Here is a 22,408-nt window from a genome sequence, read left to right on the forward strand (position 1 = left end):
AGCGTTGCTTGCGTGGCTGTTGCTTTTGCATCATTAATCTTACGTTCTTTTTTGATAGCATTCCATCTGTCCTCCTGTAATTCAGTTAAAACATATTTCGTTTTTATCTATTAGCTTTGGTTATAGGGAGGAACACCTATTCTGTGTTGCACTTAGATAAAACACTTCTTCTACCAATTGATACATTATCATGGTTTTGTCGCATTACGAAGCGTTTTCAAGATATTAAATCAAAGGTTAAATAACTACAGATTTTCTTAAAAATTGCAATAGAAAAGGCCGCCAACTCGACAGCTAGCAGCCTTTTTCTCGTTTAAATTACTTCAGGTTAATCTTCGTTTCGGCAGGTTTAGTTTCCGCCAGAATCTTTCCGTGACGGATGTTGTAGAGAACCTCAACGTGCTTGTTAAGGGCATTGTAGAAATCCGCAGCGTTTAAGAGGATGCAGTTAGCAGGCTTGCCAACCTCAATCCCGTATTGGTCGCTGATGTGCATCGTCTTGGCTCCATTATAGGTAACGTAGTTGAAGGCGTCCTGTAATTGGTGATACCCCATCAGATGAGCAATGTAAACCCCCATCGTGACCACGTCGAGCATATTACCGTTGCCCAGCGGGTTCCACGGATCCTGAACATCATCTTCACCGAAGGAAACGTTGATGCCGGCATTGGTCAATTCCTTGATCCGGGTTACTCCCCGCCGCTTCGGGTAGGTGTCAAAGCGGCCGCCAAGGTGTACATTGACCAACGGGTTGGAAACAAAGTTGATATCACTCATCTTGAGCAGGCGGAACAGCTTGTAGGTGTAGGCATTGTTGTAGGAACCCATCGCCGTCGTGTGGCTGGCAGTGACCCGATCGCACATTCCCCGCTCATAGGCTTCGGTAGCCAATACTTCAAGATTCCGTGATGCAGGGTCGTCGATTTCATCACAGTGAACATCCACCAGCCGGTCGTACTTGTCGGCCAGAGCCATCAGGAAGTGGACCGACTGCCAGCCGTATTCGGTGGTGAACTCAAAGTGCGGAATCCCACCGACAACGTCCAGGCCTTCTTTGACCGCTTGCTCCATCAGCTCACGGCCGTGCGGGTAACTCAAGATCCCCTCTTGTGGGAAGGCCACCAGCTGGAGGTCAATCTGGTCCTTTAATTCTTCCCGCAATTCCAGCAGGGCCTGGGCGGCGATCAGGTGTGGGTCGGTAACGTCGACGTGGCTCCGAACGTGCTGGATCCCATGGCCCACCATGTTCTCAATCGTCTTGCGGGCCCGCTTCTTGACGTCTTCCTTGGTCAGATCCTGCTTACGCTCACTCCAGATCCGAATCCCGTCGAAAAGGGTCCCACTTTCGTTCCATTCCGGCTGCCCCGCCGTCAGCGTTGCATCCAGGTGAACATGTGAGTCTACGAATGGTGGCAAAAGGACGTTGCCCTTGCCATCAATCACTTGCTCATTGTCAACTGCCGTCAGTTCTGGAGCGATTTCCTTAAACTTGCCATTGACGATCCGAACATCGGACGTTTCTTCATGATTATCAATATGAACATTCTTAATCAGCATAGCTATGCTTCCTTTCGATCTGCAAACAGCATCAATACATAGTACAGCAAGCCACTCAATACCATATCAACAAAGGTGGCCCCAATCGTATTGGCAAACAGTGGCAGCTGGTGGACGCCAACAAAGAAGGCAACTCCCAAAACAAATGTTATCATTGCCATCCAATTAATACCACCGTGGTACCAATATTTTCCATTGACCTTGCCTAATTCACTGACGTCATACTGCCGGTGTGCTCGGATGTAGAAGTCGGTGCAAATGATGGCAATCGTCGGTCCCAGGACCATCCCCACATAGTCCAGGAAAGATTCGAAGGTCGTCAGGAAACTACCGACAAACATCGGAATGAAGGTAACGATGGTGGCCAGCAGGACTACGATCCAAAGGGAGTACTTCAACCGCAGCTTAGTGAAAATATTGGACAGGGCGGACCCGGCGGCCATCAGGTTAACCGCGTTGGCCGTCATCGACGTCAAGATGATAACCAAGAGGGCGACCACCCCGAGTCCTAACTTGCTGGCAATTGTTGATGGGTCAGAGTTGTTAGCGTCATAGACCCCGCTTGAAATCGCGATACTAATCGTGGAGATCAAACCAATAAAGGCAAACCAAACCACCCCGAATAATGCCCCGAAGAATGGCGTGTAGATCGCGTTATTGCGCTTAGCGGTGAATCGGGTGAAGTCGGCCCCAGCAGTGACCCAAGCCAGGTTGAAGGCCGCTACATAATCAATGGCCGCACCGGTCGCCATCTTGGAATGAGCAGGTACCTGCCAGTGAACGATTTGGCTCAGAGAAACGGTCCTGAAGACGGCAATAGATTCCCAGATCACAAAGATCAAAACAAGGATGATCCCCAATCGTTCAATCATCTGGACGGACCGGGAACCGCTGGAAACACTGATGATGTGGAGGACACTCATGATCAGGATCCCGACGACCAGTCCCAAGTAGCCGCCGTGCTTGCCCCATACCGGCCAGCCGAGCAGGTCATGGAAAAGGATGCTGACGGACTGGGCGGCGATGAAGGTGTTAGCCGCGGTCCAGCCGATGAACTGGGTGATGTTGACCAAAGACGGCAGGTAGCTTCCCCGCTCACCAAATGAGGCCCGGCTGATACTCATCGTCGAAACTCCGGTCTTATAACCGATATAACCGATCAGGCTCAAGAAAACATAGGAAAGCGCCGAGGACAATACCAGGACCTTCATCGCCAGGGCAAAGCCACACGCGGCCAGGACCCCGCCGACAAACCAGGTTCCGTTGTTAGCGTTAGCCCCCACCCAAGTGGCAAACATGTCCCACCGCGTGGTCTTTCGACTCTTCATCGGAACACTGAAAATATGTGCGTGCTGTTGTTCTTCCAAAGTTTTCTCCTCCTTGATTTGAAAGCAAAAAAGCCTTAGGGTCCTCTACGTCCCCTAAGGCTTCACAAAAGTACACGCACTGTGCGCGGTTCTATTTAGTTCGAACGTCTTTCGCAGTCTCACGGGGCTACATTAAAGGACTCGTATTAATTTCCATTATTCTACAAGGATGTGACCAGGTTGTCAATCCCCAGGCTTAGTTCTTGTACACCCGGTGAACCCGGTCGCTGATTCCAGTCAGGATCTCGTAGTTGATCGTACCCACCTGCTTTGCCAGGTCGGTCGGGGTCAATTCGAGCTGGCCCGACTTTCCCATCAGGGTCACCGGAGTATCTACTGGGTAGTACTTCGGTAGCCGGATCATCAGCTGGTCCATGCAGACCCGCCCGGCGATTGGGCAGAACTGACCATCCACCAGTACCTTGAAGCCGCTCAGTGAACGGGGGTAGCCATCAGCGTAACCAACGGGGAGGGTGGCCAGCCATTCGTCTTCTTTGGCAGTGTAAGTTGCCCCATAGCTAACCGACTCGCCGGCCTTGAGCTTCTTGACAAAGCTGATGGCCGTCTTAAAGGTCCCGACCGGTTGCAGGCCCAGGTTCTCCTTGATGTCACAGCCAGATGGATTGTGGCCATACATGGAGATCCCCATCCGGACCGTGTTGGCCGTGATGTGTTCCCGGTGCCACATTCCCGTTGCCGAGTTGGCCATGTGGACGTACGGCGGGAGCTCATCCAAGCTATCGACAAACCGTTGCCAGCGTGCCACCTGCTTCTCAAAGTAGGTCGAATCGGTGCTGTCGGCCGTCGCAAAGTGGGTGAACATCCCCTCGAATTCAAACTCTGGATTCTTTAAAAGGTCCACGGCCTGCTTGAATTGATCGATATCGGTGAAGCCGATCCGCCCCATCCCCGTATCGATTCCGAGGTGAACCTTCAACGGCTTCGTCCAGTGGTTAGCCTGGGCCAGACGATGGTAATTTTCCAGCCAGTCCAGGGAACCGACCGTCAACGATACCCCAGCCATCGCTGCCACATTGGCATACTCGACCGGCGTGATCCCTAAGACTAAACTTAAGGCATCGATCCCGTTGTCCCGCAATTCCAAGGCCTCATCTAAAATAGCCACGCAAGTCCCGGCGGCCCCAGCAGCCAGTGCCGCCTGGGCGACCGGTACCAGGCCATGCCCATAGGCGTTGGCCTTGACTACCGCAAGGATCCGGCTCCCTGTTGGCAGGACGGAGCGTTGTGCCTGAATATTGTGCCGCAGCGCCCCCAAGTCAACTTGATACGTTGTTTTTCGTAAACGACCACTAATCATTTTTCATGCTCACTTTCTAAAATTATTTCTGTCATCACCAGAGTTGCAGTATGACTGACCGAGGCATGAACCCGGCCGGCAAACGGGGAGTGGGTCACTACCGGCGCTCCCGCTTGGTTGTCGACAATCTCAATATCCTGAAAACCGACCGCCTTGCCGATCCCGGTCCCCATCGCCTTGCCGAAGGACTCCTTTAACGACCAGCGGCCCGCCAGATACTCCACGGCCCGTTGAGCGCTGAATTTTTGGTACTGGGCCTGCTCACCCGGCGTCAGGATCCGGCTGACAAACTGGGGATGGCGTTTGGCGAGCTGTTCGACCCGGTCCAGCGGTGTTAGGTCAATGCCAAGTCCTACAATCATTCCCGTTCCTCCTTATAATATCCAAATCATAATCATAGCTAAGTTTAGCATAACTTGCAATTAGTCATTCTGGTGCACTAAGCGTAAATCAATTGCTATTTACTATTTTATTGAGCGGCAAAATGGTTATAATGTAAAAGTTAGAATTATATCCGACTAAACCTTGAAATTTTATTAAAGATTGCAAGATTTATGTTTCCCACTAGGATATGGTGCTAAGCTATCGCCAGTGCTACTGGCACGTTTCGAGAGGAGAGGACTAGAACGTGACAAAATTTACCCAAGAACACCCCGCCTTGAGTTTTACGCTGAAGACGGTGTTTTACTTTGCCGTGATTCTCCTTTTAGTCTATCTATACGGATATTATGGTGCTGGTCAAGAACCATTTATCTATAATGAATTCTAATAATGGAGGAAATTATGACCAAAAATATTGTGACATCGTTCGATGAGTGCGCACAACAAAACGCCGCACGCATCGCCTATGATGAGATGGGGACAACCACCACTTACGGTGAGCTGGCCGCCGCCGTCAATACTCTGGCCGCCTGGCTGACTAAGCAAAGCCTTGCCAAGCAGACACCGATCCTGGTCTTTGGTGACCACCAGGTCGAGATGCTCGTCAGCTTCTTGGCTGCTTTAAAGACCGGTCACCCCTACATCCCGGTTTCAACCGACTCCGCCCTGCCCCGGATTCAATCGATCTTGGACACGGCGCAACCTGGTATGATCATCGCTATTGATGACTTCCCAAGCGACAAGGTGACCACCGACGCTGACGTCATCACTAAGGATCAGTTGATGACGGTCTTGAAGGATCCGCAAGACTTCACGCCCGCTGCCGATCAGATGGTTAGCGGCGACGAACTGGCCTACATCCTGTTTACATCCGGGACAACCGGTTCGCCTAAAGGGGTTGAAGTTAGCCATGACAACCTGCGGACCTTCATCGACTGGATGCTCGGTGACGACTTCAAGCTGCCAGCCAACGTCAACTACTTAGGACAACCCCCATACTCGTTTGACCTATCCAACATGTACTGGTGGCCAGCTCTGCTAAGCGGCAGCACTATCAAGGCCATCCCACATGACGTGGTAGAAAACTTCGGTAAGCTCTTCACCGCTCTACCGAAATTAGACCTCAATGTCTTCGTCGGTACCCCATCATTTGCGGACATGCTGATGCTCAGCCCGGCCTTCAACGAGAAGCAAATGCCGGGATTGAAATTCTTCCTGTTCTGTGGTGAGGAACTGACCGTCAAGACCGCCAAGAACCTGCAGCAGCGTTTCCCACACGCCAAGATCTTCAACACCTATGGCCCAACCGAGGCCACGGTAGCAATCTCGGGCGTCGAAATCACCCCAGAGACGGTTGAAAACAACGACCGATTGCCGGTTGGTTACGCCAAGCCAGGGACCAAGCTTTCCATCTGGAACGGCGACCAGGAGATCACCGAACCTGGCAAACAGGGTGAAATCATCATCAGTGGTGACAGTGTTGCCCAGGGCTACATGAACAACCCGGAGAAGACGGCCAAGGCTTTCTTTACCCTCAACGGTCAAAAGGCCTACCGGACCGGAGATGCCGGCGTGCTCGACGCCGATGGCCTGCTCCACCACAAGGGCCGGATGGACTTCCAGATCAAGCTCCACGGCTTCCGGGTGGAACTGGACGAAGTGCGGGCCAGCCTAGAGAAGAGTCCGCTGATCAAGCAAGCGGTTGCCGTACCGAAGTACAATAAGGACGGCAAGGTAACCCATCTGATCGCCGACGTCATTCCAAAAGAGCAGCCTGATGACCCGGCAGCGTTGACCAAGGCCATCCGGGAGAGCCTCGACGGGCTGATCATGCCATACATGATGCCGACCCAGTTCATCTACCGGGAAAGCTTCCCAATGTCGGCAAATGGTAAGATTGCCGTCAAGCAGCTGATTAGTGAGGCTAACAAGTAATGATTAATTGGATTGCTAGTTTACCTAACTTCAGTGCCTACGGGACCCCGATGTACTTCTTCTACCTGATCCTGGCCATCTTACCCCTTGGCATCGGCCTGTATTTTGGTAAAAGATTCAGCTGGTATGAGGCCCTGATCAGCTTCATCTTCATCTTTCTGATGTTCGATGGCAGCAGCTGGCAGCAGGGAATCTCCCTGATCGTTTACGTCATCTGGGAAACCTGCCTGGTGATGTACTACCACCATTATCGGCAAAAGAACAACGCCAGCGGAGTCTTCTACCTGCTGGTGGCGCTCTCGATTGCTCCGCTGGTCATCGTTAAGCTGACCCCGGCAATGGTTGGCCACAACTCACTGCTCGGTTTCTTAGGGATCAGTTACCTGACGTTCCGGGCGGCCGGGACCATCATCGAAACTCGTGACGGAATGGTCAAGGACATTTCAGCGTGGAAGTTTAGCCGTTTCATGCTCTTCATGCCAACCCTGACGTCCGGGCCAATCGATCGCTACCGCCGCTTCTCCAAGGACTACCAGAAGGTACCTAGTCGCGAGGCCTACCTGGCCCTGGTCAACAAGGGAATCTTCTACTTGTTCCTCGGTTTTTTGTACAAGTTCGTCATCGGTTACTTCTTAGGACAGCGTCTCCTGCCCCAAGTTGAGCGGATGGCCCTCCTCCAGCCCCACATGATCTCGTGGAGCATGGTTGGGGTAATGTACACTTACGGTTTGTATCTCTTCTTCGACTTCGCCGGTTACTCGCTCTTTGCCGTCGCAATCAGTTACTTCATGGGTGTCAAGTCACCGATGAACTTCAACCAGCCATTCAAGTCCAAGAACATCAAGGAATTCTGGAACCGTTGGCACATCAGCCTGTCCTTCTGGTTTAGGGACTACATCTTCATGCGGTTCGTCTTCCTGGCCACCAAGAAGCGGTGGTTTAAGAACCGGAACGCCCTGTCATCCACAGCTTACATGCTGAACATGACCCTGATGGGCTTCTGGCACGGGATTACCTGGTATTATATTCTATACGGGATCATTCATGGCCTGGCCCTCGTTACTAACGATTGGTGGCTGCGGTACAAGCGCAAGCACCTGCCGAACCTGCCGCACAACAAGTTGACGACTGGGGTTGCCATCTTTATTACCTTTAACTTTGTAATGGTTACATTTTTGATTTTCAGCGGTTTCTTAAACACCTACCTGTTGAGCAAATAGCTGAGTAAGATTTAGGAGGATTTATCATGCAAGAACAAATTATTAACATTTTAGCTGACGCAACTGGCCGTGACGCATCTGACTTCAGCGACGCAAGTCAAGATCTCTTTACTTCTGGTCTCCTGGACTCCATGGCAACAGTCAGCCTGCTGCTGGGTCTGCAAGACGCCTTTGACATCCAGGTTCCCGTTTCTGAATTCGACCGGAGCCAATGGAACACCATCGAAAAGATCGAACAACGGGTAAAGGAGTTGCAAAATGCATAACGGCAAGCGGCTGTGGTCGGTCTTCGGCCCGGTAATTCTTGCTTTTGCCCTGGTCCTATTGCTTTTCTCCTTGCCAATCAAGAAGAACCACTCGCTCCACACGGAGAAGCAGGCCGCGGTCTCCTTGAGTCCGATTGTTTTCAAGAACCAGTCACTGAAAAAGCAGGCCTTGAACGATAAGCGGGTCAACTTTGTTCCCTTTTTCGGCTCCAGTGAGCTCCGCCGGATGGACCGTTATCACCCGTCCGTCATGGCTGCGCGCTACCACAACTACACTCCGTTTCTCTTCGGTTCCCGTGGTACCCAGTCACTGCCTCAGTTCTTCAACATCAATTCAATGGAGAACCAAATGACGGATCAGAAGGCGGTCTACATCATCTCCCCGCAGTGGTTTACCAAGCAGGGGGTTCAAGTTCCGGCCTTCAAGTACTACAACGGTTCATACGCGGACTTGACTTGGCTGCAACACGCTAACCCGCGGTCACCATACGATCGTTACGTTGCCAAGCGGCTGCTCAAGCTGATCGGTAGCGACGGAACGGTGGGGGCCGGTGCTCGTAAAATTGCCGCCGGACAATCGCTGAACTCCTGGGACCGTTTTGTTATCAACAGCCGGATTGGTATTCTGGCCCATGAGGATGCGATCTTCTCCGAATTGCAGCTCAACCAGAACTACGAGAAACACATCCTGCCAAACATCAAGCGCCTGCCGAAGAAGTACAACTACGATCGCCTGTACAGTCAGGCGGAACGGGTTGGTAAACGGGACTCAAACAACAATGAGTTCGGCATCCGCAACGCCTTCTACACTAAGCGGGTTAAACCAGAATTGGACAAGTTAGCTGGCTCACAGCGGAAGTTCAACTACACGGCTTCACCAGAATATGGCGACCTTCAGGTAGTGCTCAACGAGTTCAAGAACACCAATTCAAACGTGCTCTTCGTCATCCCACCCGTTAATGCTAAGTGGGAAAAGTACACCGGATTGGATATGGACATGTACTACCGTTCCGTGAAAAAGATTAAGTTCCAACTGCGTGAACAAGGCTTCAATCACATTCTGGACCTCTCTCATGACGGCAGCAAACCAGCCTTCATGGAAGACACCATCCATATCGGTTGGGCCGGCTGGGTTAAATTTGATCGGGCAACCAATCAGTTTATCTCTACCAAGCAGCCGCAACCAAACTACCGGCTAAATGACGAGTTCCTGACCAAGCAGTGGGCTAACTTAAACCCGACCGCACATAACCTGCAGGAATTCAAAAATCAAGAATTACGTTAAATAAAAAATGCGAACCTGAGGATTCTTCCTCATGGTTCGCATTTTTGGTTTGCTAGTCTTCTTTCCGGTGCCGGATATTGAATGAATGACGGCTGGAATGACTGTTGCCATGATGGTCATTGCGCCGGTGGGAACGGTAGCCGTTCCGACGCCCATGACCATCGCGATGACGCCGGTAGTGACCGTTGTTGTTATTCCGGGAGTGATTATGCCGGTTGCGCCGTGGCAGCGGCCGTTCTGGCGTGATCTTGACCGGAACGTCGCTGGCCGCTTCCTTGGTCATGTTGTTGAGCAGGGCGGCCACCAGGTCGGTCGCATCGTGAGTTTCCAGGAGTTTGGCCGCCGCATCCTTGTAACGGTCGGTGGTGTCCTGGGCGATTAATTCGTCGATGTCGTTAAAGGCCGTGGCCACCTGACCGCGGAAGGCTTCCTCGGCGGTCGGCGGCTTCAGCGGCAGCATCCGGACCCGGGTCAGCTTCTCGATCTCGTGGAGGTAGTCCATCTCGTTCGGAGTCACAAAGGTCAGTGACATCCCATGATGACCGGCCCGGCCCGTCCGGCCAATCCGGTGCACATAGCTGTCGGGGTCGGATGGAATATCGTAGTTATAAACGTGGGTCACGCCGGAAATGTCCAATCCCCGGGCCGCTACGTCTGTCGCAACCAGGATATCCAGCTGGCCATTCTTGAACTGGCGCATGATCTTGGTCCGCTGGTCCTGGCTCAGGTCTCCATGAATACCAGCTGCGTTGTAACCGCGGGCAACCAGTCCCTTAGACAGTTCGTCGACCCGCCGCTTGGTCCGGCCAAAGACGATCGTCAGCTCCGGATCCTGGACATCGATCAACCGGGTCATGATGTCGAACTTTTCGTAATCACGGGCCCGGACATAATACTGGTCAACCAGGTCCGTCGTCAGTTCCTTGGCCTTGATCCGGACCATCTTCGGGTCGGTCATGAACTGAACACCAATCTTCTTGATCTCTGGTGGCATCGTGGCCGAGAAGAGCAGCGTCTGGCGGTCCTGCGGGGTCTGCTTGATGATCGCCTCAATGTCATCGAGAAAGCCCATGTTGAGCATCTCATCGGCCTCATCCAGCACTAACGTCTTGATGTTGGCCAGCTTAACCGTGTGCCGGTTCAGGTGGTCACGAAGCCGTCCTGGGGTCCCCACCAGGATCTGGGGGTGCTGCTTCAGACTCTTAATCTGCCGGCGGATATCCGCCCCACCGTAGACAACCTGAACCCGGACGTGCTTATCCTTGCCGAGCCGGTAGAGTTCCTCCTGGGTCTGGATGGCCAGTTCCCGGGTTGGGGAAATCACCAGGGCCTGGATATCGGGGTCCTTGGTGTCAACGTGTTCGATGATTGGCAGCCCAAACGCGGCCGTCTTACCGGTCCCCGTCTGTGCCTGGCCGATCACGTCCTGGCCGTCCAATACCATCGGAATCGTCTGTTCCTGAATCGGGGTGGCCTCTTCGTAGCCGCTCCGCTTAATTGCCTTCAATAGGCTTTCTGATAAGCCTAATTCGCTAAATTTCAAAAAATTTCCTCCTAAAAAATACGGGCAAGGGGCTGCAACCAATGTCACAGCCCCGCGCACCATTAATCATTCTGCTTTTTTTCAATTGCGTCCAGTACTTTTTCAAGGTGAATCCCATGACTCGCCTTCAGCAAGACCAGGTCATCCCTCGTCAGGGTCGACTGCAGGTCCGCGCTCAGCTGGTCCAACTGGTCGGCCTGGTAGTAATGAATGGCTGCAGCCGGATAGCCGTCTGCTTGCAGCTGATCCTTCAGGGACATCATCTGCTTACCAACCAAGTAAACCTCCTGAATCTTGGCCGGATCGATCCGCTCAGCCAAACTGGCGTGCAACCGGGCTGAGGCCTCACCGAGCTCCAGCATGTCACCCAGGACGGCAATCCGCCGCCCCTTGGCTGGCATCTCCGCCACCGTCTTCAGCACCTGCTTAGCGGCCGTCGGGTTGGAGTTGTAAACGTCGCTTAAGATCTGCTCGCCATTCTCACCGGCAACCCATTCTGCCCGGTTCTCAGTCAGCTCAACGTTGGCGAGTGCCTGCTTGATGTGGTCTGGTGTAATGTGGAGCAGACGCCCAACGGCCATAGCCGCCAGGGCGTTGTTGACGTTGTACTCGCCGACCATCGGAATCGTGAACTGCCGGTCTGGCCATTCATTCACCGTGAAGGTCAGCGAACGGGGCTGCTCCTCCACACTCGTGGCATAGAGGTCATCGTCCAGGTGCCGGCCGAAACGAACCAGCCGTTGTTCAAGCTGCGCGGCCCGCTCGTTCAGCAACGGCTCATCCCCGTTGTAAACCAGGGCACCATCTTCTTTCAGGCCATGGGTGATTTCCATCTTGGCGTCTGCGATCCGGTCACGGGTACCGAAGAACTCGATGTGAGCTTCACCAATCATTGTAATAACTGCAATGTCTGGTGATGCCAGCTTGCTTAGAAAGTCTAACTGGCCGAAACGGTCCATCCCCATCTCCACGACAACGGCCTCCGTATTGGCCTCCATGTTGAGCAGGGTAACCGGAACACCAATCTCGTTGTTGAAGTTAGCATGGGTCTTGGTAACGTTCAGTTGGGTACTCAGGATCGACGCAATCATGTCCTTAGTGGTCGTCTTACCATTACTACCCGTAACTGCTACCACCATCGGGTTAATCTTGTGCAGGTAGTACTTACTCAGCTGCTGTAAGGCCTTCAACGGATCGTCAACCACCAGCAGCGGGTGGTCATGATCCACAATCTCGTGATCATTGGCCCACAGCGATGCCCCAGCCCCATTGGCAAAGGCGCTGGCTACGAAACGGTGACCATCCTGAGCCCCCTGCAGTGGGACGAAGAGTGCGCCACGGTCCAGGTGACGGCTGTCAAAGGACACACTGGTCAGCTCAACGTCTTGCCATTGGTCAATATTGTTTTGCGCGTTAATTGCCTTGGCAATTTCCGCTAACTTCATTTTCATGAAAAAGCTACCTCTTCTTTTGATACTTTCGTCTAGCTAATTAATTATAGCACCCTCGCCCGACAAAGGCGATCAAAAGCCGGAGGTGTTATCGAATTGAAACACGAAACAGGGCCGGAGGAAAAACAGCAGTTTCTTCCCCGGCCCTTTCGCTAATTGCAAAAAGCTTTTTTAGCTTTAATCACATTTCTTCTAGTCGTTTGATCCGGTCGTCCAACGGCGGGTGAGTGTCAAACAGGTGGGCAAAGTGCCGGTGCTTGGCATTGCGTTCCGGATCGCTGATGTACAAAGCCGAACTGTTCGGATCGGCTGCCTGCATTGGTTGGGCGCTTTTGAGCTTCTCCAGGGCCGAAATCAGACCGTGGGGATTCCTGGTTAACTCGACCGAACCGGCATCAGCCAGATACTCTCGGTTCCGTGACAGGGCCAGCTGAGCGATCGTCGCTGCCAGCGGTGCCAGAATGATCAGCAGGATGGAGCCGAAGATCGCAAAGACCCCGCCGGGATTATCATCATCACGGTCGTCTCCCCGGCCGCCAAGCCACCAGAAGTTCCCGGCAAAGTTCACCAGGGCCGAAATGGCCGCTGACAAAGCCAAGGCGATCGTTTGCAAGCGGATATCATAGTTGCGCACGTGACTCATCTCGTGGCCCATTACCCCCTCCAGCTCTTCTCTGTTCATGATCTGAAGCAGGCCCGTGGTGGCCGCCACCGCAGCATGTTGCGGGTCATTCCCAGTCGCAAAGGCATTCGGGCTGGGGTCGTTGATAATGAAGACCCGGGGCATCGGCACCTGGGCCACCATCGCCATGTCCTCGACTACGTGCCAAAGTTCAGGGGCCTCGTCAGCCGAATGAATCTCGCGAGCATTATTCATATTCATCACTACATCCGTCGATTGACCGATCATCACGGACATGTAGATGATGGCAATCACCCCGGCGATGATAACTCCTGACACTGCGGAGCGCGAAAAAAGGTAGCCGATCGCCGCCCCGATCAGCGCGACCAGCAGGAAGAAGCCAAACATTACCAGGATGGTCTTGCGCTTGTTACGGGCAATCTGTTGGTATAACATCCGTAATCACACCCTAATCATCAAACGAAACGTTTGGAACACTCTTGGCCGTGTCAGGCACCTGCAGGTATTCCATCGCCGTAAAGTGATGGATCTTAGCGATGATATTGCTTGGGAAGCTCTGGATCTTGGCGTCGAGTGCCGCCACGGTGGAGTTATACAGTTGCCGCGAGTAGGAAATTTTATTTTCCGTATTGCTCAGCTCCTCCATCAGCTTTTGGTACTCAGCACTCGCCTTTAAGTCCGGGTAGTTCTCAGAAACCGCAAAGAGGCTCTTCAGGGTTCCGGACAATTCATTGGAAACTTCCATCTTCTTGGCACGGTCATCATCAGGAACACTAGCCAGGGCCGTCCGCAACTGGGTCACCTTCTCCAGGGTTGATGCTTCATACTTGCTGTAACCCTTGACGGTGGATACCAGGTTAGGGATCAGGTCGTTTCGCCGTTGCAGCTGGACATCAATCTGACTCCATGATTCCTGGGCGTGGACCCGGAGCTGGACCAGACTGTTGTAGAGTGCAATGTAGATTCCGACGATAATCGCGATAACCACAATCACGATAATTAATGTCATTTTCATTTCTCCTTCGCCAATTTGCTCTTATTTTACCAAATCACTAATTCAAAGGGAATAAATGAGCTCCCTGTTTAGCAAATACTTACAAATTCCGGTATGATAGTTATAGATAAAGTGAGGTGTAGACATATGAACGTTTTATTTGTCTGCCTTGGCAACATCTGTCGATCACCGATGGCCGAGGCAATGTTTAGGCAGCTGGTCGATTCCGCTGGCCTAACCGACCAGATCCACGTTGATTCTGCCGGAACCAGCGACTACGAAGAAGGAAACGGCCCACACCCCGGGGCCATAAAGATCATGCGCCAGCATAATCTGCCGACAACGGGACTCATCTCCCGGCCAATCACCAAACGGGATTTCGACCAAGCGGACTACATCATCTGCATGGATGACATGAATTTTGCTGACCTGCGCCGGATGGCTCCGGCAGACGATGTCAATAAGGTTCACCTGGCCAACGAACCGGTTCCTGGCAAGGAACACACGCCGATCGCCGACCCCTGGTACACCCACCGCTTTGAAGACACTTACCAGAGTTTAGCCACGGCCCTGCCGTACTGGCTTGCCATCATGAAGAAACAACTGACCGCATAATGAAAAGCCATCATCAAGTACTCCAAGAACGGAGATTGATGATGGCTTTTCATTATGATGCTCGGCCAGTCGTGTACTTGGTACTAAAGTTTTTCTGGACCTTTTGCGGTGCTTGGTTGAACGGTTCTGACTTAACGAAGTGTCCCCGGATCATGAGGCGGCGCGCCCCGGTCGCATCACAGGTGATCAGGGTAATGATCTTTTGAGTCGTATCATTGACCACCTGGACGTCCGTGGCATCGATGAACTTCCGCTGGTAAATCCGGTATTCGTAGACCCGGTTAAGGTCGGTGATGTAGACCATCTGGCCAACCTTGGCGTGGTAGTAGAGCGGTGAGAACAGGATCTTGCTACCGTTGGCCATGTTATGACCGGCCAAGGCATAGTTGCCCTGCCCCATCTGCATGTCTGAACGCATGGTCCCAGCGGCCAGGGCCAGGGTCGTGTTGCTGACCCCGTTGGCGATTGGGATCGTCATGTTGATGTCGGGAACAGTAATCTCCCCGATGATGTTGATCGGCTGCTTTTTGGCCCGGGCACGGGCGACTGTCTGGAAGTTCAGGTCCTTAACGTTGCTAAAATCATAAGTGGCCTTTTTCTGCTTGTCCCGCTTGATCGACTGCTTGGTGATGGTCGGCCGGTAGCTGCCGACCAGGTGTTCCTTGATCTGTTGGTTAAAAATCAGGCCCACCGAGATGATGAGCAACACAATGACGGCGACCCAACGGAGCCATCCTCGTGAACGGCGCTTTTCTTTCAAGTTTTCTCCTCCTCACGTTTACTGTCCCTTAGTATACACCCTGTTATCTAGTTGCCACCATTCTCGGCGTTACCCGGGGCAGGCTTGGGATCCGGAGTGCTATCCAGCAGGTAATGGCTGATTAGGTTAACGATCTGCTTGTTCTGCGGCAGGCTGGAGTGCTGAGCCTTGCTCCCGGTAACCGTCATAGTGGTGTAATGATCGACCTGCTTCTGGTAAATGTACTTGCCGGCCTCCACGCTCTGTTCGGGAACCAGGCCGTCGGAATCGTAGCTCTCCGTTCCCGCGACCGAATAGACGTCCAGGTTCTTGGGAATCTTTTTACGCCCACGAACCAAGTCATTAAACATCTGCGTGGGTTGCGAGATCGACGTTTCGGCAAAGTTATACGGCGTCCCTAGGGTCATCAACCGTTTAATGGTAATCTGCTCGGCGTACTGATGGTAATACTTTTCCAACCACAGGGTCCAGATCAGCCCCCCGTTGGAATGCCCGAAGGCCTTAAAGTTGTTAAAGTTGTACTTCTCGTCCAGCAACGCGAACGCCGCGTTGAACATCTTCGCCTGCTTCTTGATGTTCTGGTAGCCATCATGGTTATTCTCAAAGCCCACCACGATAATCGGTTCCTGGTCGCCCCGGTTGATCCAACCGGACGACTTGATCTTCCCGTTATTTTCAACCTCCAGCCGCAACAGACTGTGTTTCTTGTTGGTCTGCTTGTTCAACAATTCGACCAGCTGGTTGAACCGGTTCATCGTCGCCGAACTACCCGGGATCATGATTACCGGCGACATCCGGGAGTTGTGTTGGGCCGCCAAGTACGCATTGGCATCCTTCATCCAGAAGTAGGTTGGCAGGGCCAAAATCACCATGAGGGCGACCAGGGCCAGCAGGACCCGGCGGCTATGCTTAGTCACCTGTTTACTCAGTCTACGCATCATGATCACCACCTAGCGTAACCGTAGCCAGCTGGTCCTCAACCAGGAAATTCAACCGGACAAACGGCAGGTACAGGACAATATCCAGGAACAAGAGCAGCAGCGCAAAGACCAGGGTGCCCCAGTTCCCGTTGGTTGCCAAGAAACCGATCAACGGACCCGGCGTCCCCAGCAGGACCGGGTACGGCGTTGCCGGGATCAGGCCCAGGGCCGTCACCCCCGCCGCAATGGCAATGTTGACCAGTGGCAGCAGCATGAACGGTACCAGGAAGACGGGGTTCAAAATCACCGGTAGTCCCACCAGTGCACAATAGTCAAAGTTGAAGACCGTCGGCAATGCCGACCAGCGGGCCACCCGGTGCAGACTGGTGTTTCCGGGAAACAGAAGAATTGCCACGAGCAGGGCCAGTACTAGCCCGTCCCCACCAAAGTTGGCAAAAGAGTTATAGAGAGTACTGCTGAGGTACTTATAGGGCACATGCCAGGCACTACCGTGGGCCAGGGCATAGTTGAGATTGGCAACGTAGGCGGTGGTGTTCAGCGGAACCTTGTAACTGCTTGGGACCCCCAGGCCGAGCCAGTCCATCACCGCCAACGCCAGCGAGAGCAACAGGCTCGTCCAGCCATTTTGTGGGTTCTGGTTGATAGCCGCACTCAACGACGAGTAAGTCCGCGCGTAGACGTGATAAAAGCGGCCCGAGTTGATTGCCAGCGACACCAGCATTGCCAGCATGGTAGTGATCGTCAGCGGCCACAGGGAAGCGAACGCCTGGTGACGCATGTCTTGCCAGGTCATCACCTTATCCGACAGTTGTGCCGGGCCCCGCCAGCGGTAAAGCTGACCGACCCCGTACCCGATCACCAAGGCAATCAGTAGGCTCCGCCCGCCCAAAAGGACCAGGTGGAAGTTAATTGGCATCTGGGGATTGCGGCCATACCGGTAGGCAACCAGCAGGAGGGCAAATACCCCGGTAACCCCCGCCATCTGGGCATCTCGTCGGTAGAAGCGGGCCGTGTTGTATGCGCAAACGAAGCAGGCCAGAACCGCCAGTAAGTTGAAAAAGATTTGGGTAACACTGGTAAAAACGAACTGGAAGGTTCGCAGCCAGCTCAGCGGAAGCCAATCCCCAATCCCGAAGATATTGTAGAAAAAACCGTTGGCATCCAGAAAGCTCTTGACCACCAGCCGGGCCAGCGAGCCAATCAGGGTCACCGGGAACAGGGCCATCAGGGTATGGCGAACGGCCTGGATAAACGACCAGCGATTGAAACGAACAAGACTGTTAACAACTTTTGACTGCATTTGACCACCCGTTTTAGAGAAAATTCTTCTCACCGATTATACCGCTAACTGCAGCAAAACAAAAAAGCGTCCCGTAATTGCAGGACGCTTTGGCAAGTAATATGGTGATTACTTGAGACCGTACTTCTTGTTGAACTTGTCGACCGCACCATCGGCTTGGGTAAACTTTTGCTTACCAGTGTAGAATGGGTGTGAGTCTGAAGTAACTTCAACCCGGATCAGTGGGTATTCGTTGCCGTCTTCCCACTTGATCGTTTCCTTAGAAGTAGCAGTAGAACCAGAAATGAACTTGTAACCAGTAGATGAGTCTTCGAATACTACTGGATGGTAATCTGGATGAATTCCTTGTTTCATAATTTAATACGCTCCTTTTGCCATGAATCATTGCCTGAAACATAGATAATCAACCCTAACAGAATAACACGGATTGAATTTCTACGCAACCGCTTAGTCGATTTTTACTGATGAATCGTCCTCGATTGCCACATTAGCGTGCAGCCGGTTCAGCTTCCAGACGATCCGGTCATAACCCCGCAGGATGTTGCCGGCATTGTTGATCACAGTAGTGCCATCAGCCATCAATCCCGCAATGGTCAGGGCCGCTCCGGCACGGATCTCACCGGCCTCGACATTGGCCCCGTGCAGGTGGTCCGTGTGCTTAACGATGATTGTGCCATCGTGGGCTTCGATGTTCATCCCCATCTTTTGGAGTTCTGGGATGTGCTTAACCCGCTTCGGGTAAATGGTATCCACAATCGTGCTGTCCCCGTCGGCCAGTGAAAGCAACGGCGTCAACGGTTGCTGAAGGTCGGTGGCAAAGCCCGGGAATGGCAGGGTCTTGACGTGGATACCCTTAAGGTGGCCGACCTTTGGAACGTAGATCTTGTCACTGTCGATCTGCAGGTCAACCCCCATCTCGATCATCTTGCTGGTGAATGATTCCAGGTGCTCGGGAATCACGTTATGGATCATGATCCCATCACCAAGGGCGGCCGCTAATGACAGGTAGGTCCCCGTTTCGATTCGGTCGGCGATAATCGTGTGGGTATTCATCGACTGGAGGGTGTTAACACCGGTGATCCGAATCGTGCCGGTCCCAACGCCCCGCACCTTGGCCCCCATGTTGTTCAAGAAGGTCGCCAGGTCAATGATTTCCGGTTCGCGGGCAGCATTCTCAATGATAGTAGTTCCATCAGCCCGAACGGCAGCCAGAATGGCATTGATTGTCGCTCCCACGGATACCATATCCATGAAGATCCGAGCACCGTGGAGGCCATTCTTGGTGGCATCGAGGTGGACCGTCCCACCTTCTTCACTAACTTCAGCCCCCATCGCCTTGAAGGCTTTCAGGTGCTGGTCGATTGGCCGTGGTCCAATGTTGTCCCCGCCAGGGAAAGTCAGGGTTGCCCGGTGAAAACGGCCCAATAATGCCCCCATAAAGTAGTAAGATGCCCGCAAGCTCTTGATAGCCTTGCTTGGCAGTTCAGCTTCCACAATTTGGGTTGGGTCAATGTCTAAGACTCCGTGACTGAACTTAGACTTAACATTCATCGACTTTAAGATAATCATCAAATTGTGAACATCCAAGATATCCGGCACGGTATCAAATTGCACTGGCGTGTCGGCTAAGATTGCTGCTGGGATTAAGGCAACGGTGCTGTTCTTAGCACCGCCGATGGTGACTTCACCCGAAAGTCGGTTTCCTCCTTGAATGATCATTCTTTTCATTTCTGTGTTTCCTCGCTTAAAGATAGTTAATTTATTTTTTAGGTTTTTAATTTAGTTTAGTAAGTGATTATTTTAATTATAAAACAGTCAACTGTAATAATAATGAAATGTTCACTAAATTACAACCTTTTCTAAATAATCTTAAAGAAAATAAAAGCCCACTTTACTTTATTTTTAGTTCAGGTTCATGCGCAACCGTTTTCGCTTAGAACCATTATAATTTCCCGGGGAATGATCAAGGGCTGTGGTCAGTCAATGATTGGCCCCAGCCCTCGGTTTCATTTTATCGATGCTTTTAGATCTTTAAAAACGGTCTAATTATGCTTGGTGGTTGTCAACGGCCGCCTTGATGAATGCCTTGAAGAGGCCTTCTGGGTGGTTTGGCCGTGACTTGAATTCTGGGTGGTATTGTGCAGCCACGAAGAACTTCTTGTCAGGCAGTTCAACTACTTCGACCAGGTTCCGATCGGGGTTAATCCCGGAGACAACCAGACCGTGGTCTTCCATCTCTTGACGGTAAGCATTGTTGAATTCGTAACGGTGACGGTGACGTTCACTGATCATCGATTGATTGTCATATGCCGCCGCAGCAACCGTGCCAGCCTTCAGTTTGCATGGGTAAGCACCTAACCGTTGCGTCCCACCCATATCTTCAACGTCTTCCTGGTCGGCCATCAGGTCAATGATGTTGTGCTTAGTATTTGGATCAAACTCAGTAGAGTTGGCATCCTTGTAACCCAGGACATCCCGGGCAAATTCGATGCAGGCGGTCTGCATCCCCAGGCAGATTCCCAGGTACGGAACATCATTTTCACGAGCGTACTTGATCGCGGTGATCATCCCTTCAACACCCCGGTTACCGAAACCACCAGGAACCAGGATCCCATCGTAATCCTTTAGGGTATCAGCCACGTTCTCCTCATTGATGTGTTCAGCGTTGAAGTGGTCGATCTTGACCTTGGCATCGACTGGGTAGCCGGCGTGCCGCAGCGCTTCGTTGACGGAAATGTAAGCATCCTGCAGGTCAGTGTACTTACCAACCATGGCAATCTTAATCGTCTTCGTCAGACCGTTTTCAATGTGGTCGACCATGTTGGTCCATTCCCGCATGTCGGCAACTGGGACGTCCAGGCCGAAGTGGTCGACAACCAATTGGTCCATTCCCTGCTTTTGGAGGTTCAACGGAATCTCGTAAAGGGTGTTAACGTCCAGTGATTCGATTACGGCCTTCGGATCAACGTCACAGAAGAGGGCGATCTTCTTGCGCATTTCTTCCGTGATCGGCTTCTCTGTCCGCACTACCAGGATGTTTGGCTGAATCCCAAGACCGCGCAGTTCACGCACACTGTGTTGGGTTGGCTTGGTCTTCATCTCACCGGCAGCCCGCAGGTAAGGAACCAGGGTCGTGTGGATGTATAAGACGTTATCGGCGCCGACCTCTTCCTTCATCTGCCGGATGGCTTCCATGAATGGTTGGGATTCGATATCCCCAACGGTCCCCCCGATTTCCGTGATCACCACTTCGGCGTCCTTGCTCTCGCCGGCCCGCTTGATCTTATCCTTGATGGCGTTGGTGATGTGCGGGATCACTTGAACGGTCCGGCCGAGGTAGTCCCCCCGCCGTTCCTTCTTCAATACTTCGGAGTAGATCTTCCCCGTGGTGACGTTGGAATACTTGTTCAAATCATTGTCGATGAACCGTTCGTAGTGACCAAGGTCCAGGTCGGTTTCCGTTCCATCGTCAGTAACAAAGACTTCACCGTGTTGGTACGGGCTCATCGTCCCCGGGTCAACGTTGATGTACGGGTCAAACTTCTGAATGGCCACTTTCAAGCCCCGGTTTTTCAGTAGGCGACCAAGGGATGCGGCAACAATCCCTTTTCCTAGTGATGAAACAACCCCACCGGTTACAAAAATGTATTTCGTCATTGCTTTCTACTCCTTAATTAAGATATTTACGTGGGCTCAATAAATAAAAAAGCTCCCTATTTCAATTGAAACAGGGAGCTTTACTATTTACGAACGATTGGCCTGTAATACAGGCGCCCAAGAAAGATAATACAAGGTCCGCGATAAATAGTCAAGCACTCATCGCCAGATTTTATTCGTCGTCCTCGTCATCGTCTTCTTCGTCGTTTAATTCGGACAGCTGACCTTCGATACCATCGTCCAGATCGTCATCATCGTCACTGTAGTCATCGTTGTCAGCATCGTAATCGTCATCATCAGTGTTGTCATCGTCAGTGTCATCGAGATCCTCATCTTCAGGGTCATCGTTGTCGTAGTCGATCACATCATCGTCATCGTCAGAGTCTGCCAAGAAGGCGTTAACCTTACGACGCTTCTTCTTTGGCCGGTCCTCGTCGTCTTCGTTTTCACCAACCGTGGCTTCATCGATGGACTCGTATGGGTACCATGCCCGCAGACCCCAGGTATTGTCACCAAGGGAAATAAAACTGCCGTCAATATTCAAATCAGTATAGAATTGGGCAAGCCGTTCACGAATTTCCTCATCACTCTTACCCAAGTATTGCTGAACCTCGTTGGTTAAGTCAACAAACGCCATTGCCTCACCGTGATCAGCCAAAATAGCGTGTGCTACTTCAATCATTGAAAGCTCTGATTTGTCTTGGCCGTCAAAAACCTTTAAATCCAAATTGGTGCACATCCCTTCAAAAAGTCTAAACTACATCTTACAATATTAGGCCGTAAAATGCAATTCAATTTGGTAACTTCCAATTTCTTGATCTCCTGCCCGAAGCCGGTAGTGCAGCGATAAACGACCCGTGGCGGATTCTGGAGCCAATTTCTTATCCAGTTGGCTTGTCACCACCTGCAACTGCATTATCCCGTATTCCGTCCGGTAACGGGTGATGGTCGGCTGCGCTTGATCGAAGACTAGCCAGGTTTCCGTCGTTCCCCGCCGGCGGATGTGAACCTCACCGTCATCGAGGCGGAACTGAACCGGGGTAGCCTGGCCATTTTGGTGTTCCAGGTAGCGCAGGTAGTACTTGTCGTTTAAGACGATAAACTCACCAGTCTCTGTAAACTGAAACGTTTCCTGCTGACCGTCCTGTTCCATGGTCGTCTTCAAGCTGACCTTT

At 52.2% G+C, this 22,408-nt stretch carries 22 protein-coding genes; 6 read left to right on the top strand and 16 right to left on the bottom strand.

Annotation, left to right across the window (positions count from 1 at the left end; translation table 11 throughout):
- Window positions 1-318: 318 nt before the first annotated feature.
- From codA to acpS, 4 genes are all read right to left on the bottom strand, one after another.
- Complete coding sequence (gene codA / locus ACI31J_RS01025; RefSeq protein WP_439772616.1) at window positions 319-1,557, bottom strand: cytosine deaminase; 1,239 nt, start codon at window positions 1,555-1,557, stop codon at window positions 319-321.
- Window positions 1,558-1,559: 2 nt separating this feature from the next.
- Complete coding sequence (locus ACI31J_RS01030) at window positions 1,560-2,885, bottom strand: cytosine permease (protein ID WP_439772684.1); 1,326 nt, start codon at window positions 2,883-2,885, stop codon at window positions 1,560-1,562.
- 235 nt (window positions 2,886-3,120) lie between these two features.
- Window positions 3,121-4,242: an alanine racemase gene (alr, locus tag ACI31J_RS01035; protein ID WP_439772617.1), complete on the bottom strand. Its 1,122-nt coding sequence runs from the start codon at window positions 4,240-4,242 to the stop codon at window positions 3,121-3,123.
- Window positions 4,239-4,604, bottom strand: coding sequence for a holo-ACP synthase (acpS, locus tag ACI31J_RS01040; RefSeq protein ID WP_439772618.1), 366 nt, complete (start codon window positions 4,602-4,604; stop codon window positions 4,239-4,241). Before acpS ends, alr begins: the two co-directional genes overlap by 4 nt.
- Before the next feature lie 266 nt (window positions 4,605-4,870).
- On the opposite strand from acpS, the gene ACI31J_RS01045 reads away from it, so the two are divergent.
- The 5 genes from ACI31J_RS01045 to dltD are packed head-to-tail and all read left to right on the top strand — an operon-like array spanning window position 4,871 to window position 9,329.
- Window positions 4,871-5,011, top strand: a complete 141-nt coding sequence (locus ACI31J_RS01045) for a teichoic acid D-Ala incorporation-associated protein DltX (RefSeq protein WP_439772619.1) — start codon at window positions 4,871-4,873, stop codon at window positions 5,009-5,011.
- A 14-nt stretch (window positions 5,012-5,025) separates the two neighbouring features.
- Complete coding sequence (dltA, locus tag ACI31J_RS01050) at window positions 5,026-6,558, top strand: D-alanine--poly(phosphoribitol) ligase subunit DltA (RefSeq protein WP_439772620.1); 1,533 nt, start codon at window positions 5,026-5,028, stop codon at window positions 6,556-6,558.
- On the top strand, window positions 6,558-7,778 hold the full coding sequence (gene dltB / locus ACI31J_RS01055) for a D-alanyl-lipoteichoic acid biosynthesis protein DltB (RefSeq protein ID WP_439772621.1): 1,221 nt from the start codon (window positions 6,558-6,560) through the stop codon (window positions 7,776-7,778). The genes dltA and dltB overlap by 1 nt, the downstream gene beginning before the upstream one ends.
- 26 nt (window positions 7,779-7,804) lie before the next feature.
- A complete protein-coding gene (dltC, locus tag ACI31J_RS01060) occupies window positions 7,805-8,044 on the top strand; it encodes a D-alanine--poly(phosphoribitol) ligase subunit DltC (RefSeq protein WP_057806418.1) in 240 nt (79 codons plus the stop codon).
- On the top strand, window positions 8,037-9,329 hold the full coding sequence (gene dltD / locus ACI31J_RS01065; protein ID WP_439772622.1) for a D-alanyl-lipoteichoic acid biosynthesis protein DltD: 1,293 nt from the start codon (window positions 8,037-8,039) through the stop codon (window positions 9,327-9,329). Before dltC ends, dltD begins: the two co-directional genes overlap by 8 nt.
- Before the next feature lie 52 nt (window positions 9,330-9,381).
- Here the strand turns inward: dltD and ACI31J_RS01070 are convergent, their stop codons facing one another.
- From ACI31J_RS01070 to ACI31J_RS01085, 4 genes are all read right to left on the bottom strand, one after another.
- Complete coding sequence (locus tag ACI31J_RS01070; protein WP_439772623.1) at window positions 9,382-10,872, bottom strand: DEAD/DEAH box helicase; 1,491 nt, start codon at window positions 10,870-10,872, stop codon at window positions 9,382-9,384.
- Window positions 10,873-10,934: 62 nt separating this feature from the next.
- Window positions 10,935-12,323 (bottom strand): UDP-N-acetylmuramoyl-tripeptide--D-alanyl-D-alanine ligase, encoded by a 1,389-nt coding sequence (locus ACI31J_RS01075; RefSeq protein WP_439772624.1) that lies wholly within the window; start codon window positions 12,321-12,323, stop codon window positions 10,935-10,937.
- A 181-nt stretch (window positions 12,324-12,504) separates the two neighbouring features.
- Window positions 12,505-13,401 (bottom strand): zinc metalloprotease HtpX, encoded by an 897-nt coding sequence (htpX, locus tag ACI31J_RS01080; protein WP_439772625.1) that lies wholly within the window; start codon window positions 13,399-13,401, stop codon window positions 12,505-12,507.
- A gap of 13 nt (window positions 13,402-13,414) precedes the next feature.
- On the bottom strand, window positions 13,415-13,975 hold the full coding sequence (locus tag ACI31J_RS01085; RefSeq protein WP_439772626.1) for a LemA family protein: 561 nt from the start codon (window positions 13,973-13,975) through the stop codon (window positions 13,415-13,417).
- Between the two features lie 132 nt (window positions 13,976-14,107).
- On the opposite strand from ACI31J_RS01085, the gene ACI31J_RS01090 reads away from it, so the two are divergent.
- Window positions 14,108-14,575 (top strand): low molecular weight protein-tyrosine-phosphatase, encoded by a 468-nt coding sequence (locus ACI31J_RS01090; RefSeq protein WP_439772627.1) that lies wholly within the window; start codon window positions 14,108-14,110, stop codon window positions 14,573-14,575.
- A 52-nt stretch (window positions 14,576-14,627) separates the two neighbouring features.
- Here ACI31J_RS01090 and ACI31J_RS01095 read toward each other — a convergent pair whose 3' ends face one another.
- The 8 genes from ACI31J_RS01095 to ACI31J_RS01130 all read right to left on the bottom strand — a co-directional run bounded on the left by ACI31J_RS01095 (window position 14,628) and on the right by ACI31J_RS01130 (window position 22,398).
- Window positions 14,628-15,335, bottom strand: a complete 708-nt coding sequence (locus ACI31J_RS01095) for a class A sortase (RefSeq protein ID WP_439772628.1) — start codon at window positions 15,333-15,335, stop codon at window positions 14,628-14,630.
- Between the two features lie 47 nt (window positions 15,336-15,382).
- Window positions 15,383-16,273: an alpha/beta hydrolase gene (locus tag ACI31J_RS01100; protein WP_439772629.1), complete on the bottom strand. Its 891-nt coding sequence runs from the start codon at window positions 16,271-16,273 to the stop codon at window positions 15,383-15,385.
- Window positions 16,266-17,576, bottom strand: a complete 1,311-nt coding sequence (locus ACI31J_RS01105; protein WP_439772630.1) for a PTS transporter subunit EIIC — start codon at window positions 17,574-17,576, stop codon at window positions 16,266-16,268. Before ACI31J_RS01105 ends, ACI31J_RS01100 begins: the two co-directional genes overlap by 8 nt.
- 108 nt (window positions 17,577-17,684) lie before the next feature.
- Window positions 17,685-17,930, bottom strand: coding sequence for a type B 50S ribosomal protein L31 (locus tag ACI31J_RS01110; RefSeq protein WP_003714015.1), 246 nt, complete (start codon window positions 17,928-17,930; stop codon window positions 17,685-17,687).
- Window positions 17,931-18,023: 93 nt separating this feature from the next.
- A complete protein-coding gene (locus ACI31J_RS01115) occupies window positions 18,024-19,304 on the bottom strand; it encodes a UDP-N-acetylglucosamine 1-carboxyvinyltransferase (RefSeq protein ID WP_439772631.1) in 1,281 nt (426 codons plus the stop codon).
- Between the two features lie 318 nt (window positions 19,305-19,622).
- A complete protein-coding gene (locus ACI31J_RS01120) occupies window positions 19,623-21,233 on the bottom strand; it encodes a CTP synthase (protein ID WP_439772632.1) in 1,611 nt (536 codons plus the stop codon).
- A 172-nt stretch (window positions 21,234-21,405) separates the two neighbouring features.
- Window positions 21,406-21,960: a DNA-directed RNA polymerase subunit delta gene (rpoE, locus tag ACI31J_RS01125; RefSeq protein ID WP_439772633.1), complete on the bottom strand. Its 555-nt coding sequence runs from the start codon at window positions 21,958-21,960 to the stop codon at window positions 21,406-21,408.
- 45 nt (window positions 21,961-22,005) lie between these two features.
- The gene (locus ACI31J_RS01130) at window positions 22,006-22,398 is read right to left on the bottom strand and encodes a DUF1934 domain-containing protein (protein ID WP_439772634.1); all 393 of its coding nucleotides are present in this window, start codon (window positions 22,396-22,398) and stop codon (window positions 22,006-22,008) included.
- Window positions 22,399-22,408: the final 10 nt, after the last annotated feature.

The sequence above is a fragment of the Limosilactobacillus sp. genome (assembly GCF_051873075.1).
Taxonomy (GTDB): Bacteria; Bacillota; Bacilli; order Lactobacillales; family Lactobacillaceae; genus Limosilactobacillus.

Coding starts and splice junctions, on each gene's coding strand:
- ACI31J_RS01115 (WP_439772631.1), bottom strand. CDS start 19,304: ATGAAAAGAATGATCATTCAAGGAGGAAACCGACTTTCGGGTGAAGTC.
- dltC (WP_057806418.1), top strand. CDS start 7,805: ATGCAAGAACAAATTATTAACATTTTAGCTGACGCAACTGGCCGTGAC.
- dltD (WP_439772622.1), top strand. CDS start 8,037: ATGCATAACGGCAAGCGGCTGTGGTCGGTCTTCGGCCCGGTAATTCTT.
- ACI31J_RS01075 (WP_439772624.1), bottom strand. CDS start 12,323: ATGAAAATGAAGTTAGCGGAAATTGCCAAGGCAATTAACGCGCAAAAC.
- acpS (WP_439772618.1), bottom strand. CDS start 4,604: ATGATTGTAGGACTTGGCATTGACCTAACACCGCTGGACCGGGTCGAA.
- htpX (WP_439772625.1), bottom strand. CDS start 13,401: ATGTTATACCAACAGATTGCCCGTAACAAGCGCAAGACCATCCTGGTA.
- ACI31J_RS01030 (WP_439772684.1), bottom strand. CDS start 2,885: ATGAAGAGTCGAAAGACCACGCGGTGGGACATGTTTGCCACTTGGGTG.
- dltA (WP_439772620.1), top strand. CDS start 5,026: ATGACCAAAAATATTGTGACATCGTTCGATGAGTGCGCACAACAAAAC.
- alr (WP_439772617.1), bottom strand. CDS start 4,242: ATGATTAGTGGTCGTTTACGAAAAACAACGTATCAAGTTGACTTGGGG.
- ACI31J_RS01120 (WP_439772632.1), bottom strand. CDS start 21,233: ATGACGAAATACATTTTTGTAACCGGTGGGGTTGTTTCATCACTAGGA.
- ACI31J_RS01085 (WP_439772626.1), bottom strand. CDS start 13,975: ATGACATTAATTATCGTGATTGTGGTTATCGCGATTATCGTCGGAATC.
- ACI31J_RS01090 (WP_439772627.1), top strand. CDS start 14,108: ATGAACGTTTTATTTGTCTGCCTTGGCAACATCTGTCGATCACCGATG.
- dltB (WP_439772621.1), top strand. CDS start 6,558: ATGATTAATTGGATTGCTAGTTTACCTAACTTCAGTGCCTACGGGACC.
- ACI31J_RS01110 (WP_003714015.1), bottom strand. CDS start 17,930: ATGAAACAAGGAATTCATCCAGATTACCATCCAGTAGTATTCGAAGAC.
- ACI31J_RS01105 (WP_439772630.1), bottom strand. CDS start 17,576: ATGCAGTCAAAAGTTGTTAACAGTCTTGTTCGTTTCAATCGCTGGTCG.
- codA (WP_439772616.1), bottom strand. CDS start 1,557: ATGCTGATTAAGAATGTTCATATTGATAATCATGAAGAAACGTCCGAT.
- ACI31J_RS01100 (WP_439772629.1), bottom strand. CDS start 16,273: ATGCGTAGACTGAGTAAACAGGTGACTAAGCATAGCCGCCGGGTCCTG.